This is a genomic window from Hyunsoonleella jejuensis, assembly GCF_900111025.1.
Lineage (GTDB): Bacteria > Bacteroidota > Bacteroidia > Flavobacteriales > Flavobacteriaceae > Jejuia > Jejuia jejuensis.
Window position 1 is genome coordinate 288,725 of the sequence record NZ_FOFN01000001.1, and the last position, 14,727, is coordinate 303,451.

At 36.0% G+C, this 14,727-nt stretch carries 14 protein-coding genes; 10 read left to right on the forward strand and 4 right to left on the reverse strand.

Annotation, left to right across the window (positions count from 1 at the left end; genetic code table 11):
• Positions 1–19: 19 nt before the first annotated feature.
• The 6 genes from BMY39_RS01260 to BMY39_RS01285 all read left to right on the forward strand — a co-directional run bounded on the left by BMY39_RS01260 (position 20) and on the right by BMY39_RS01285 (position 6,082).
• Complete coding sequence (locus BMY39_RS01260; protein WP_143064726.1) at positions 20–619, forward strand: hypothetical protein; 600 nt, start codon at positions 20–22, stop codon at positions 617–619.
• A gap of 40 nt (positions 620–659) precedes the next feature.
• A complete protein-coding gene (gene hemH / locus BMY39_RS01265; protein WP_092574401.1) occupies positions 660–1,697 on the forward strand; it encodes a ferrochelatase in 1,038 nt (345 codons plus the stop codon).
• A complete protein-coding gene (locus BMY39_RS01270) occupies positions 1,697–3,049 on the forward strand; it encodes an MATE family efflux transporter (protein ID WP_092574403.1) in 1,353 nt (450 codons plus the stop codon). Before hemH ends, BMY39_RS01270 begins: the two co-directional genes overlap by 1 nt.
• A 44-nt stretch (positions 3,050–3,093) precedes the next feature.
• Positions 3,094–3,639 carry a CopD family protein gene (locus BMY39_RS01275; protein ID WP_092574405.1) on the forward strand — a complete coding sequence of 182 codons (546 nt, stop codon included), beginning with the start codon at positions 3,094–3,096 and terminating at the stop codon, positions 3,637–3,639.
• A 184-nt stretch (positions 3,640–3,823) separates the two neighbouring features.
• Positions 3,824–5,287: a sensor histidine kinase gene (locus tag BMY39_RS01280; protein WP_092574407.1), complete on the forward strand. Its 1,464-nt coding sequence runs from the start codon at positions 3,824–3,826 to the stop codon at positions 5,285–5,287.
• A 15-nt stretch (positions 5,288–5,302) separates the two neighbouring features.
• On the forward strand, positions 5,303–6,082 hold the full coding sequence (locus BMY39_RS01285) for an enoyl-CoA hydratase/isomerase family protein (protein WP_092574409.1): 780 nt from the start codon (positions 5,303–5,305) through the stop codon (positions 6,080–6,082).
• Between the two features lie 168 nt (positions 6,083–6,250).
• Here BMY39_RS01285 and BMY39_RS01290 read toward each other — a convergent pair whose 3' ends face one another.
• Positions 6,251–6,829 (reverse strand): outer membrane beta-barrel protein, encoded by a 579-nt coding sequence (locus BMY39_RS01290; protein ID WP_092574411.1) that lies wholly within the window; start codon positions 6,827–6,829, stop codon positions 6,251–6,253.
• 191 nt (positions 6,830–7,020) lie between these two features.
• Between BMY39_RS01290 and BMY39_RS01295 the strand changes: the two genes are divergently transcribed.
• Positions 7,021–8,094, forward strand: a complete 1,074-nt coding sequence (locus tag BMY39_RS01295) for a PA0069 family radical SAM protein (protein ID WP_092574413.1) — start codon at positions 7,021–7,023, stop codon at positions 8,092–8,094.
• Between the two features lie 58 nt (positions 8,095–8,152).
• Here BMY39_RS01295 and BMY39_RS01300 read toward each other — a convergent pair whose 3' ends face one another.
• On the reverse strand, positions 8,153–8,761 hold the full coding sequence (locus BMY39_RS01300; protein WP_092574415.1) for a hypothetical protein: 609 nt from the start codon (positions 8,759–8,761) through the stop codon (positions 8,153–8,155).
• A 207-nt stretch (positions 8,762–8,968) separates the two neighbouring features.
• Here BMY39_RS01300 and BMY39_RS01305 point away from each other — a divergent pair, with 207 nt between their 5' ends.
• Positions 8,969–10,909: a YgiQ family radical SAM protein gene (locus BMY39_RS01305; protein ID WP_092574417.1), complete on the forward strand. Its 1,941-nt coding sequence runs from the start codon at positions 8,969–8,971 to the stop codon at positions 10,907–10,909.
• A 53-nt stretch (positions 10,910–10,962) separates the two neighbouring features.
• Here the strand turns inward: BMY39_RS01305 and BMY39_RS01310 are convergent, their stop codons facing one another.
• Complete coding sequence (locus BMY39_RS01310; RefSeq protein WP_092574419.1) at positions 10,963–12,117, reverse strand: iron-containing alcohol dehydrogenase; 1,155 nt, start codon at positions 12,115–12,117, stop codon at positions 10,963–10,965.
• 208 nt (positions 12,118–12,325) lie between these two features.
• On the opposite strand from BMY39_RS01310, the gene BMY39_RS01315 reads away from it, so the two are divergent.
• Both BMY39_RS01315 and BMY39_RS01320 read left to right on the forward strand, forming a co-directional pair.
• Positions 12,326–12,595, forward strand: coding sequence for a hypothetical protein (locus BMY39_RS01315; protein WP_092574421.1), 270 nt, complete (start codon positions 12,326–12,328; stop codon positions 12,593–12,595).
• 248 nt (positions 12,596–12,843) lie between these two features.
• On the forward strand, positions 12,844–13,368 hold the full coding sequence (locus tag BMY39_RS01320; protein WP_092574423.1) for a hypothetical protein: 525 nt from the start codon (positions 12,844–12,846) through the stop codon (positions 13,366–13,368).
• Positions 13,369–13,503: 135 nt separating this feature from the next.
• On the opposite strand, the gene BMY39_RS01325 is transcribed toward BMY39_RS01320, so the two are convergent.
• The gene (locus tag BMY39_RS01325) at positions 13,504–14,517 is read right to left on the reverse strand and encodes a PliI family lysozyme inhibitor of I-type lysozyme (protein WP_092574425.1); all 1,014 of its coding nucleotides are present in this window, start codon (positions 14,515–14,517) and stop codon (positions 13,504–13,506) included.
• Between the last annotated feature and the right edge of the window lie 210 nt (positions 14,518–14,727).

Consider the following 14,727-nt stretch of genomic DNA (forward strand, 5'->3'; position numbering starts at 1 on the left):
TTTGCTACAAACAAATATTATGATGAAATTATTTACAACGTTGGTTATTGCCTTTTTAATTACAATATCTGGTTTTTCTCAAACGCACACCGCTACCATAAAAACCGAGGCAGAAACATACTATAACCATATGACCGCCATGAATCTTGATGGCGTTTTAGATTACATGCACCCAAAAATGTTTGAAATGGCTTCTAGAGAGCAAATGAAGGCGGGCATGGAACAAATGTTTAATTCGCCACAAATGAAGATTGAGTTTATATCTAACGATGTTACAAGCATTAGTGACGATATGGAAGAAGAGGGTATTACTTATGCTGTTGTGTTTTATAACAGTAAAATGCGAATGACGTTTTTAACCGAAAAAGATAAGCCTGCAGAGGAGCAAAAAGCCTATTTAGAATTAATGAAATCCACAATGGCTTCTCAGTTTGGCGCAGAAAACGTATCTGTAGATGAAGATACCTTATCTTTAGTAATAAACAACAATTCTAGCATGTTCGCTATTAAAGACCCTAGTTTTAATGGGTGGAAGTTTTTAGGAAACGAAGAAAATATGACGGCTTTTGTAAATTCAGTTGTACCAGAAACAGTTAGAACTGCTTTATTAAAGTCTTAAAAGACAGCAAAACCTTCTCAATAAAGAATAAAAAATAGTTATGAAAGGAATTCTTTTAGTTAACTTAGGTTCACCTGACAGTCCAGAACCTAAAGATGTTAAAAAATATCTAGGTGAGTTTTTAATGGACGAACGTGTGATTGATGTACCCTTATGGGCGAGAAACTTGCTTGTAAAAGGCATCATACTAAACACCCGTCCAAAAGCTTCGGCTAAGGCTTACAAAAAAATTTGGTGGGAAGAAGGGTCGCCATTAATTGTAATTTCAGAAAGACTTCAGAAAAAAGTACAAGAAAAGGTTAAATACCCTGTTGCCCTAGCCATGAGGTATGGGAGCATGACCATTAAAAAAGGGCTGCAAGAATTAGTGGATAAAGGTTGTACCGAAATAAAAACGATACCGCTATATCCGCAATTTGCAATGGCCACTACCGAGACTATCGATGTTAAGGTAGATGAATTAGTTACTAAATATTTTCCGCAAGTAGAAATCACGAGCACGCCGGCCTTTTACTGGCGAGAAGATTATATCGATTTGCTTTCAAAAAGTATCAGTGAAACACTTGATGGATTAGATTATGAGCACATCCTTTTTAGTTATCACGGTGTTCCGGAACGTCATATTCGCAAAAGCGATGTTACCAATGGCAACTGCAAGATGGACGGCAAATGTTGTTTTAAAAAAGGAAGTCCTCAACACGAGTTTTGTTACCGTCACCAATGTGAAATCACCACGGTTAACGTCGCAAAAAAACTAGGTTTGAAAAATGGCACCTATTCAACATCATTTCAATCCCGACTCGGATTTGATCCATGGCTAAAGCCTTATACAGACCGAACTATTGAACGCATGGGTAAAGCAGGCATTAAAAAAATGGCCATTGTAACTCCAGCATTTGTAAGCGATTGTTTAGAGACGTTGGAAGAGATAGCCATGGAAGGGGAAGAAATATTCCATGAAGTTGGAGGCAAAGAGTTTACAGTTATTCCATGCTTAAATGAACGTGAAGATTTTGCCCAAGTTTTAGCCAATATAGCCGAAGAATGGGCCACCGTTAAAAAGCCTAAAATTGCTTAATGGCTAAGGTATCATCACAAGATTTAGGCACACAACCCATAGGCAAGCTTCTGGTAATGCAGGCTGTTCCTGCATCTATTGGTATTTTGGTGATGTCCTTAAACATCTTGGTAGATACTATTTTTGTAGGGCAATGGATTGGCGCTACGGCTATTGCAGCCATTAATGTAGTTTTACCGGTATCCTTCTTTATTGCAGCTCTAGGAATGGCAATTGGTATCGGCGGTTCGTCCATAATTTCACGTGCGCTTGGAGCTGACAATATTAAAAAAGCACGCATAACTTTCGGCAATCAAATTACCCTTACCCTTTTGGTAACCATTGTTATGGTGATATTCGGGTTATGGTTTATAGATGGTATCATTCCTGCATTTGGTGGTAAAGGCGCTATTTTAGAGCCTGCAACTATTTATTATAGAATTGTTTTGTACGGGGTGCCCTTTTTGGCCTTGTGTATGATGGGAAATACGGTAATTCGCGCAGAAGGCAAACCAAAATTTGCCATGTATGCCATGATGATCCCTTCGGTTGGCAATCTGCTTCTAGACTATATTTTTATCAATGTTTTAGATTGGGGTATGATGGGAGCCGCTTGGGCAACTACAGGTTCTTACCTGTTGTGTTTTGGATTTATTTTTTGGTTTTTCTTATCGAAACACTCAGAGCTTAAATTATTAAAATGTCATTTTGGACTACAAAGACGTATCGTTTCAGAAATAGGATCTTTAGGTTTTGTAACGCTTTCCCGACAAGCCGTGGTGAGTATCACCTATTTATTTATGAATAATATTTTATTCGATTTAGGAGGCGAAACCTCGGTTACAGCTTACGCTATCGTTGGGCGCATGCTTATGTTTGCATTGTTTCCTGTATATGGTATTACACAAGGGTTTTTACCCATTGCCGGTTTTAATTATGGTGCATCCAAATTCCAGCGTGTACAAAAAACAATAATAACCGCCATATTATATGCGTCTGGGTTGGCAACTCTGGTATTTATAATGCTAATGGTGTTTCCAGAAGCCATCACCCGTTTATTCACCAAAGACCAAAACGTGATTTTAGAAACACCGTCTGCAATGCGATGGGTGTTTGCAGCAACACCAATTATTGCCATTCAACTTATTGGAGCAGCCTATTTTCAAGCTGTGGGTAAAGCTATTCCAGCGTTATTGCTTACCTTAACGCGTCAAGGGTTTTTCTTTATTCCATTAATATTAATTTTACCGAAATTTTACGGAGAAATTGGGGTTTGGATGTCCTTCCCGATTGCCGATGTACTTTCTACCATCGTAACCGCTATTTTTTTACATAGAGAAGTGAAACAGAATCTTTTGCCGAATACAGCATAATATGTTTAACTTTAAACACTGAAAACACCTCTTATAAACAACCAATGGCATATTTCTATTTAAAAGCATTTCATCTCATTTTTGTTATTACTTGGTTTGCGGGTTTGTTTTACATTCCAAGGCTTTTTGTGTACCAAATAGAAGCCTTTCATAAACCATCTCCCGATAAAGAGATTTTGGGCAAACAGCTTAAACTTATGGCAAAACGCCTGTGGTTTATCATTACATGGCCGTCCGCTATTTTAGCATTACTTTTTGGTTTAGCATTATTTCACCTCAACCCAACATTGTTGTATCAGCCATGGATGCAAGTGAAACTCGCTTTTATTTTACTGCTGTTTATTTATCATATAAAAACACATAAATACTACCAACAACTACAAAACGATGTGGTTAAAAAATCATCAAGCTACATGCGTATCTGGAACGAGGGTGCTACATTTATCCTTTTTGCAGTCATCTTTTTAGTGATTCTAAAAAGTGCTATTAATTGGATTTGGGGTGTTATCGGAATTCTTGTTTTGGGCATGCTCATCATGCTTGGTTTTAAACTTTACAAAAACATCAGAGAAAAAAACCCAGACGCTTAAAACTTTTGGTGCTGTGGGAGTTTTGTTTCATAACGACTATAATTTTAGGCAGAATTTGTTTTCATAGAAAAAAGCCTTCTTAATATTGAAATGTTCCTAACGCTCTTTGGTGCGATTATTGTTATCTTTAGTCCATCAACATTTTCAAAACAATAGCTTAATATTACCTGTGGGCATCTTGCAAATGAAATTAAAAAAACTCTCTTTACGTACCCGTATTTTTATAGTAATGATCGTGCTGGTATTAATCGCATCGGTATTTATAGCCGCCGTCGCTATCTACCAATACAACGAAGAAACGACCGATTACCATACACAACGGCTAGAACGCAAGGAACAAAACATTAAAACCCATTTAAAGCGGGTTTTAAATGGCAGACAAAATACTTGGGAAGTAAAGACCAGAAATATTCCGTTAATCTTTAAAGACGAAATAAGCAACATAGCCGATATACATAAACTACAAATTAATCTTTACGATTTAGAAGGCAACCTACTTATTACATCGAAGGCTGATTTAAAGCCAGACGAAGAAGACAAGTCTATCGAACCACATATTTTAGAGGCTATTGCAAATACTGCTGCCCATAGATATGTGGATAAGCTTACCGAAAATGGCTTAACCTACCAATCGTCTTACTTTTTTATTTACGACAACAAGTCTAAACCATTGGCCATACTAAATTTACCTTATTTAGAGCGTGATGACTTTTTAGCAAAAGAACTCAACGAATTTTTAGGAAGATTGGGTATTGCCTACCTCTTTGTGCTCATTATTGCCATTGCCATTGCTTTTTTACTTTCTAAATACATCACAAAATCGCTAAAAACCATTAGTGAAAAAATTATTGCGACACGTTTGGAAAAGCGCAACGAAAAAATAATGATAGAAGATTCCAGTCAAGAGATTTCTACCTTGATAGACTCTTACAATAGCATGATTGATGAGTTGGAAGATAGTGCTATAAAACTAGCAAGAAGTGAGCGCGAACAAGCGTGGAGGGAAATGGCAAAACAAGTGGCACACGAGATTAAAAACCCCTTAACGCCTATGCGATTAACGGTGCAAAACTTCCAAAGGAAATTTGATCCGAACGATGAAAACATTCACGCCAAATTAGAAGAATATAGCAAAACACTCATTCAACAAATAGATACCATGAGCTCTATTGCCTCGGCATTTTCAAACTTTGCAAAAATGCCTGCGCAACAAAATGAAACCCTTAATGTGGTGAACATTACAAAATTAGCGCTTGATATTTTTAATGAAAACTATATAATATTTACATCGGATGCTGAAGAAATTATTGCAGAGTTCGATAGAACACAACTGATTAGAGTGGTAACCAATTTGGTGAAAAATGGCATACAAGCCATCCCTAAAGATAAAACACCACAAGTTTTGGTTAATGTTGGGCAAGATGATGATAATGTGATTATTACTGTGGCCGATAACGGAGCAGGAATCTCAGAAGAGAATACAAACAAAATATTCGAACCAAAATTCACCACCAAAACCAGTGGTATGGGGCTAGGGTTGGCCATGGTAAAAAATATTGTAGAAAACTATAAAGGCACTATTTCCTTTACTACAGAAGCCGATAAAGGCACAGTATTTAAAGTGGTGTTTCCAAAAGATAAATCTTGATAAAAACAAAAAGTGATGTATACTAACTTAATTGTAGATTCAAAACAACATATCACGACGATTACCATAAATCGTCCTAAAAAATTAAATGCCTTAAATCAGGAAACCATACAAGAACTGCATGAGGCGTTTAAAGCTGCGGATGCTAACGAAAACACAAAAGTAATTATAGTTACCGGTAGTGGCGAAAAGGCATTTGTTGCAGGAGCCGATATTAGCGAATTTGCCGATTTTAGTGTTGAAGAAGGCATGCACTTAGCTGCAAACGGACAAAGAATACTCTTCGATTTTGTAGAAAACTTATCTACACCAGTAATTGCTGCTGTAAATGGTTTTGCTCTTGGTGGCGGTTTAGAGCTCGCCATGGCCTGCCATTTTAGAGTGGCTAGTGATAATGCCAAAATGGGTTTGCCCGAAGTGTCTCTGGGTGTTATTCCAGGATACGGTGGCACACAACGCCTAACGCAATTGGTGGGGAAAGGGCGCGCCTTAGAAATGATTATGACGGCAGGCATGATTGATGCCAACAAAGCTTTAAGCTATGGTTTGGTAAACCATGTAGTGCCACAAGACCAATTGTTGGAGTTATGCGACACACTTGCCGCAAAAATAATAAAGAACTCCTCAGTAGCTATTAGTGCTGCCATTAGAGCCGTAAATGCTAATTTTAAAGAAGGGGTTAACGGTTACCAAGCCGAAATTACCGAATTTGGAAATTGCTTCGGTACCGAAGATTTCGAGGAAGGTACAACGGCATTTTTAGAAAAACGAAAAGCGGAGTTTCCGGGGAGGTAGGTTTTTTAGTTTCGTTTAGCGGTTACTTAAATTAAATGTTGCGTGTTTGTGTGCTAGGATTTTCCGAAGGAAAATAAGAAACTAGCAAACAAAGCAACTAACATTGGTTAAGAACAAAATAGAAATTTTTACTTGTTTTTTACCTCAGTTCCTTGTTGTAGGTAGTTTTTATATTTTAAGTCCGATTCCAATTTTCAGTAAATTCACATTAGTGTTAAATTTTATGTCAGGAACATCGTCTGCATTTAGCTTTGTGAAATCATATTGAACTTGGACGAAAATTTTATTGCTGATATCATAAGCAACACCAAAATTGAATCCAAATCCACTTAAATTGTCAGATTCACCAGATACATTCATTCCGTTGTTAGAACCTGACAGTTGAAAATTCATGAATGTATATCCTAAACCTAAAAAAGGGTGGAGTTTTTCTACAGATTCGACATTAAGTTCAGCAAAAACTTTGGGTTGAATTATATATATAGTTACCAAAAAGTCTTGAGGTGAATTATTTTGATTAGAATTGTCTATCAGAACACCACCATTTAAACTAACTCCAATTTTTATAGGATTTAATTCTGTAAATCTGTATTTCAATCCAAGGTCTATGATTCCGTATGAGTCGTCTCCTAAAAAATTGTTGTCAATGGTTATTGGATAGTTAGCTTCGATGCTAAATTTTGAATTTTGAGAAAAACTACTAAATGTAAAAATCAGTAAAAAACCAAATAATAAATTTTGTTTCATAGTTCTGTTCTTAAATTATCTACAATGGGTTGACGGATATGCGCCTTTAAACGAAGGTAGAGGAAAATTTCTACAAAGTCAAGACGTAAGTCAAATTGTTAACAACCCATTTTTACTTTAACAGTTTTCAAAAGAAATTATATCTAATTTTAGAGAGCTTCTCAAAGCATTTCAACCTATATTTTTTTAGAATGAACCCAAAATCTGCCATAAAAGGACGTGGCGCGCAGCTAAACGCCCCTAATCGTTTCTTCGAATTACACCACGAAATGCGTGATGATTTCTTGGAGTTTTGCCAAAAAGAAGGCGAAAACCACGATAACAATAAAACCCAATATTTAGAAGCATTTCCTAAAACTATAGTCAATAAAGTTACAAGTCCCGATGTTGGTATGCAATATTCTATGAACCCTTACCAAGGGTGCGAACATGGTTGTGTATACTGTTACGCCAGAAACACCCATGAGTTTTGGGGTTATAGTGCGGGATTAGATTTTGAGCGCCGCATTCTAGTAAAAAAAGATGCGCCTAAACTTTTAGAGCAGCATTTGAAAAAGAAAAATTGGAAAGCCCAAACTATTGTAATGTCTGGAAATACCGATTGCTACCAACCTGCCGAACAAAAGTTTAGAATTACCAGGCAGTGTTTAGAGGTGTTTTTAAAATACAAGCATCCTGTGGGTATTATCACTAAAAATTCTAGAATTTTAGAAGATTTAGACCTGCTAAAAGCACTTGCTGAAGACCATTTAATTGCTGTTAACATATCCATCACCTCACTATCTGAAAACACAAGACGTCTTTTAGAACCTAGAACCGCAACCACAAAAAAGCGCTTAGAAACCGTTAAGGTATTAACTGAACATGGTATTCCTGTAAATGTGATGTTAGCACCAATTATTCCTTCAATAAACAGCCATGAGATTTTACCTTTAGCAAAGGCTGCATCAGAGCATGGAGCTGTATCCATAGGGCATACCATTGTGAGACTAAATGGCGCAATAGGTGAAATTTTTACCGATTGGATTAAAAAAAGCATGCCCGATCGGGCAGAAAAAGTGTTACGCCAAATTGAAAATTGCCATGGCGGCACTTTAAAAGATTCTCGCTATGGCGCACGAATGCGAGGTGAAGGAAAAATAGCGGAACAGCTTAATGATTTGGTGAAATTGGCACGACAAAAATATTTTAAGAACAAAGGCATGCCAACCCTAAACTGCAAACTTCATGATACTTATAAAAACGGACAGTTTAAATTATTTTAATAAAAAAGCGGGCAAATTGCCCGCTCTTTCAAAAATAATTGAGTTAGTCTTGAAGTAATTAAATAAATTCTACAAAAGTTTTACCTTCTGTCTTGTATACTATCTTATAATCTCCTTTAGTAAAATCCTTTATCTTATATACCTTTCTGATATAATTCCCTTCACTAGTTAAAATTTCAGAGTGAATTAATTCATAGCTAGTAAAAGCACCTCCGCTGTTAAAATAAATTCTTATTTCTACAGGCGCTTGATTCATTGATAAGCGGTTTACAAAAACCATATCGTCTTTTACACGTGTTGAAGGTTTAAAAATAGTTTTGCTATTTTCTTTTTCAAAAGTAACCTTGTTTGAATAAACTGTAAACGGCATGATTGTGATTTCCATGTCTTTATCCAGTTCAAAAAAGTAATCACCATCTGGAAGTGCTGTTAGATCAAATCCCTGTGTATAGATACCTGTTTGCTCTATAAAGTCCTTATAAAGGATAATTCCGTTTTCATCTTTAATTGTAAAGAGGTTACCTTCTTTAACATCTATAGAGAGCAACGTTTTGTTAGCCTCTCCTTTTCTAATAAAGAATGTGTTGTCGTTCGCGTATCCAATAACCGTAGCAAGTAAAGCTACCATTAATAATACTTTTTTAGAGTTGTTCATTGCGTTTTTCATGATTTGGATTTATTAACGTTTAACACTCCAAAAGTATAGCAACTCACCGACGTGCAAAACATTGATATTGACTAATTTATATGCAAAATTACCTGTTAATTCTATGTTATCATTTTGTAAAGTCAATATGGTATATTATAAGGGTAATATTACATAATTAGCCCTATGTGATGCGATTTAATGTACATTGACTATTTTTGCAACGCTATGCAGGAGTTAAAACTTTCAAATTGGTTACCTACCACAAACAAAGAGGTGAAAATTCGCGGATGGGATACGCTAGACGTTATTCTATTCAGTGGTGACGCCTATGTAGATCATCCCACATTTGGTCCTGCCGTTATTGGACGTTTACTAGAAAGTTTTGGGTTGCGCGTAGCTATTGTGCCTCAGCCTAATGTAAATGACAACCTTCAGGATTTTGTAAAGCTAGGAAAGCCCAGGTTGTTCTTTGGCGTTACTGGTGGATGTATGGACCCAATGGTGAGCAACTACAACGCCAATAAAAAACGACGCGACAAGGATGCTTACACACCTAATGGCGATATTGGTTTTAGGCCAGATTATGCCTCAACAGTTTACAGTAAAATTTTAAAAGAAAAGTGGCCTGAGGTTCCTGTGTTAATTGGCGGTATTGAGGGCTCTTTAAGACGCGTAACCCATTACGATTACTGGAGCGACACACTAATGCCTACCATTTTAGAAACTTCTAAAGCGGATATGTTGGTGTATGGTATGGGCGAGCAACCGCTTCGGGAAATTGTTAGATTGCTAGAAAAGGGTGTACCCTTTAGTAGCATAAACACCGTAAACCAAACGGCAGTATTGTTAGATGCCACAGATAAAATCCCCAAAAATAGTAATTGGGAAGATGTAGAGATTGCGTCCCACGACGTTTGCTTGAAGGACAAAAAAGCCTACGCATCTAATTTTAAGATTATCGAACAAGAGAGCAATAAGCTGGCAGCACGACGGATTTTTCAAAAGGTGGGAGATAAAACCTTGATGATTAATCCACCATATCCAACCATGACAGAAGAAGAGATTGATGCTTCTTTTGATTTGCCTTATACCAGATTGCCTCATCCTAAATATAATAAGCGCGGGCCCATACCTGCTTTTGAAATGATTAAGTTCTCTATAAACATTCACCGCGGGTGTTTTGGAGGTTGTAGCTTTTGTACCATTTCTGCGCACCAAGGAAAATTTATTGCATCTAGAAGTAAAGCGTCTATTTTAAAGGAAGTAGATACTGTGGCAAACATGCCGGATTTTAAAGGCTATTTATCTGATATAGGTGGCCCTAGTGCCAATATGTATAAAATGAAAGGCAAGGTGCAGGAAATTTGTGATAAATGTGTGGCACCATCTTGCATTTCTCCAGTAATTTGTAGCAATTTAGACACATCTCACAAACCACTTACAGAATTATACCAGGCAGTAGACAGTCACCCAAAAGTAAAAAAATCATTTATTGGTAGTGGTATTCGCCATGATATGTTGGTGCCTGAGTTCAATAAAAATGCTGACGCTAAAGAACTTGACGATTATACGGAAGAGGTAATGACAAAACATGTGTCTGGTCGTTTAAAAGTAGCTCCAGAGCATACCAGTGACCCCGTATTAAAGTTAATGCGAAAGCCGTCGTTTAGCTATTTTCACAAGTTTAAGGAGCGCTTTGACAAAATTAATGTTAAGCATAAACTGAAGTTACAACTCATCCCCTATTTTATTTCGAATCATCCAGCTTGTGAAGCTGAGGACATGGCAAATTTAGCTGCCGAAACTAAAGATATGGGCTTTCAATTGGAACAAGTACAAGGCTTTACACCAACACCAATGACAGTGGCTACTGTGATTTACTACAGCGGTTACCATCCATATACGCTTAAAAAAGTAAAAACACCTAAAACCAGAAAAGAAAAGGATGAACAACACCGCTTTTTCTTTTGGTATAAGGATGAAAACAAAGCATGGATTAAAAACACCTTGAATAAACTGGGGCGCCAAGATTTATTGGACGTATTACTTCCTAAAAAAGAAGAAAAATGGCGTAAAAACAAACCAGGAAAACCTAAGCATACCTTTGATGATGCGGTGCCTTTTAATAAAAGGAAAAGAAAGGCTAAGTTTAGACCAAAAAAATAAAACCCCAAAAACTTAAACGTATTCGGGGTTTTTAAACATTCTAAAAAATATATTTACATAGCAGCTTCGTAGATACCAATTGTATCACTTAAAGTTACCTCTCTAGGATTTCCTCCAGTACAAACATCATCTAATGCATTTTTTGACATTAATTCAAAATCTTTTTCTTTAACACCAAGTTCTTTTAACCCTGACGGAATGCCAACTGCTTTAGATAGATTTTTAATAGCTTCAATAGCTGCATTTGCCCCTTCGGTATCATTCATTTCTGAAACATCAACACCCATAGCTTCTGCCACTTTTTTTAATTTAGGTGCACATTCTGGAATATTAAATTTTTCGACATGAGGCAACAAAACGGCATTAGCAACCCCATGAGGTAAATCGTAAACACCTCCTAATTGATGTGCCATAGAGTGTACATAACCTAAACCTGCATTTGAAAATGCTTGACCTGCAATAAACTGCCCCCACGCCATTTGATTTCGAGCTTCTAAATCTTGCCCATTATGAACTGCTTTTTCTAAACTTTTAGAAATTAGCTTAATAGCTTCTAAGGCTAAAACATCGGACCATTCGAATGCACCTTTTGTTACATAAGTTTCAATAGCATGCGTTAAAGCATCCATTCCTGTAGCAGCAGTTAAATCGGCAGGTTTACCTAACATCAATTCAGGATCGTTCACAGCGATAGACACTAAACAATTCTTGTCTACCATTACCATTTTTTTATGTAGTTTTTCGTCGGTAATAACATAGTTTATTGTTACTTCACTAGCTGTACCTGCTGTAGTATTTATTGCTATGATAGGTAGTGATACATGCTTTGACAAATGAATGCCCTCGTAATCTTCTATATTTCCACCATTCGTTGCAAGAATACCAATAGCTTTACCACAATCTTGCGGAGATCCTCCTCCAAGGGTTATAATAAAATCACAATCGTTTTCCTTTAGTAATTCAAGTCCGTTGTTAACATTTTTAACTGTTGGATTCGGTTTTACATCATCAAATACTATTGTTTTAATATTTGATGATTCTAGAACTTTAAGTACGCTTTCCGCAACGCCAATTTGCATCAAGACTTTATCTGTAACAAAAAGTGCTTTTTTGTAAGGAAGACTTTTAAGTTCTTCTGCTAAATCATTTAAAGCTCCAGGACCTATCATACTAAGAGGTGGCAGGTATATTCTTCTATTCTGTAACATGTTTAGATTATTTAATTATTTTCATGCAAAATTGAAGAATATTTTAACCCTATTAAATGACTTTTATCACTTAATGATGAGAAGTTATATATTTTAAGCTTTCTTTTTTATAACTACTACCATTCTCTTTGGACTTATTTTCATTATTCAGTCTTTATTAGCGCCAAAACACACTAGTGGTCCTTTATTTAAATTAATACGCAAGCCATTGTTTAGTTATTTCCACAGGTTTAAGGAGCGCTTTGATAGCATTAATGTAAAACACAAACTGAAGTTACAACTCATTTCCTATTTAATTTCGAATCATCCAGCTTGTGAAGCTGAGGACATAGCAAATTTAGTTGCTGAAACGAATGATATGGGCTTTCAACTTGGAACAAGTACAGGGCTTTATACCAACCCTATAAAATTGGCTAACGCAATTTGCTACAGCGGTTACCATCCATATGCGCTTAAAAAACAAAAACACCTTGAGTAAACTAGGACGCCAAGACTTGCTTGTCTTACTTCTTATTACGGAAGATAAATGGCCTAAAAACAAACCAAGAAAACCTAAAATACACTTTTAATGAAACAGTGCCTTTTAACGAACGAAAGAATAAGGCTAAGTTTAGGAAAAAGAAACGTAGGTAATTCGCTTTCTACAAGGCCTTGAAATTTTTCATAAACTTTTATGATGACATTTTTTAATTGAACCGATGGGATATAAACTTTAAAATATATCACATGAAAACTATTAAAATTGTTGCCCTATTAATATTGTTAATTACACTATCATGTTCAAAATCATCAGATGAGGAAGAAATACAAGACAAAGAAGCAGCTATTGAAGGGGTTTGGTTGTTAAGGGATATTACCGAAATTAATTTGGAGGGTAATGCTGTTCCTGCTGAACTTTCTCGAGAAATATGTGCTGTTGTAGAATTGATAATAATTGAGGGCTGCGAATTAATGGCTTTTGAATTTAAACCTGATCAATCATTTATACTAGAACAATATGATGTAAATGATTACAACCCTTCAGAAGATGAAGTAGAGTATGTGGTAAATTGTGAAAATATAGACCTATTTATTGGTACATGGGGCTTGCAGGATGGTCAACTTGTTCTTTCAGGAGAAGAGAATGAGTCCAACTCTTTTTCCATTAAATTAGAATCTAGCTTAATGATTTGGGAAGATGTTCCACTTGGAGCAATTTTACCTATAGATGGACAAGGAGATTTTGTTTTTGAAAAACTGGGTAACGGGTAAATAAATTTATACAGAACCCACCTTTTTAAAATCAGAAGGTGGATGGATTCTAATAATTTACTGCGCACTCTAATTAAAAATAAGTCTTACGCATAAATAATATCTGTTTAAATTGTGTAGCAATTTTATTTTGGTTTAGTATTCAGAAATCTTGTCTACTTCTAACTGTCTCAAGGCTTCACCCTCAACCAGTTTATAGGTTATTTGTCTTGTACCTCCTGTTGGATTCGAATCCGCATCGCCTTCCTTATAAATAGGGAAGCGTTGGCCTAATCTGTTTTCTATAAGCGTAAAAGTGTCGTTCCCACGATAGCCATTGTTTATGCTCTTGTTTTCTGATGTTGGTTGAAAATAAACCTCGCTCATTGATTTTTTATTATTTACAGAAAACGCATAAACATTCCCGTACTTTTGTTTAGCACTAGATTGTGTAAACACAAAAAGTTCTGGGGAGCCATCGCTATTCAAGTCTTCTACTGCTGCGTCAACGACTTCCTCGTTGTTAATATTTAACGTTTCGTTGTATTCGCGTTCTTCTAAACCGAATGTGAAAATCGTTAAGGTGTTCTTGCCGTCTTTTTCTATAGACGACACATTAAACCCTACGCCTTGCAAGTTTAAAACTTTTATAAACTTTGTTAAATCTACTTGATTTTGGTCTAGTTCTGTATCAATTTTTTGGTACGTTCCGGCAATGGATGCACCGCCACTGCAAAAGTAGTATAGTATATTTGAGTTTTCTGGGGTTTCACCCGAAATGGTAATAGTTCCTTTTGCAAATAAAAACCTGATGGGCTTACCATCAAAAATTGATTCATAAAGATTTTCATCTTTTTTATAGGCTTTTGTATCATAGGTGCAGGTTGGCGATTTCTTGTCGGCACGAGACCTAATAGAAACAAAAATTGATTCTTCCTCAAGTTTTTCTACTATTACTCCTATCCAATCGTAGCCTTGGTTTCTGTCTTTATAACTAGAATCAACATAATTCCCGTAAATTGAAGCATCTAACTGTGCAGCTTCTTCTTGTTTGGGAGTACCTTCAGGCTGCTCTCCTCTGTTTGTTTTTGAATTATTTTTACAGGCTAATAAGGATACGCTTATAAACGTAATTACAACAATTCTAATAATTCCTTTATTTATGTTCATCTAATTGAGTTTTAGCTATTAAACTGTGTTTTTATTTATCGTTGCTTTCGTGAATGTTATCCTGATTTGGTTAAATTTAGGTTTTAAATTAATATTTATACTGCTCCCTCAATTAAGATTTCGTCATCTCATCATTTAAAGCTGCTAACTTATCTGAAAAAAAACGGAATTCATGTCACCATATCCAAGAATTATTACAGCTTCAGTTCA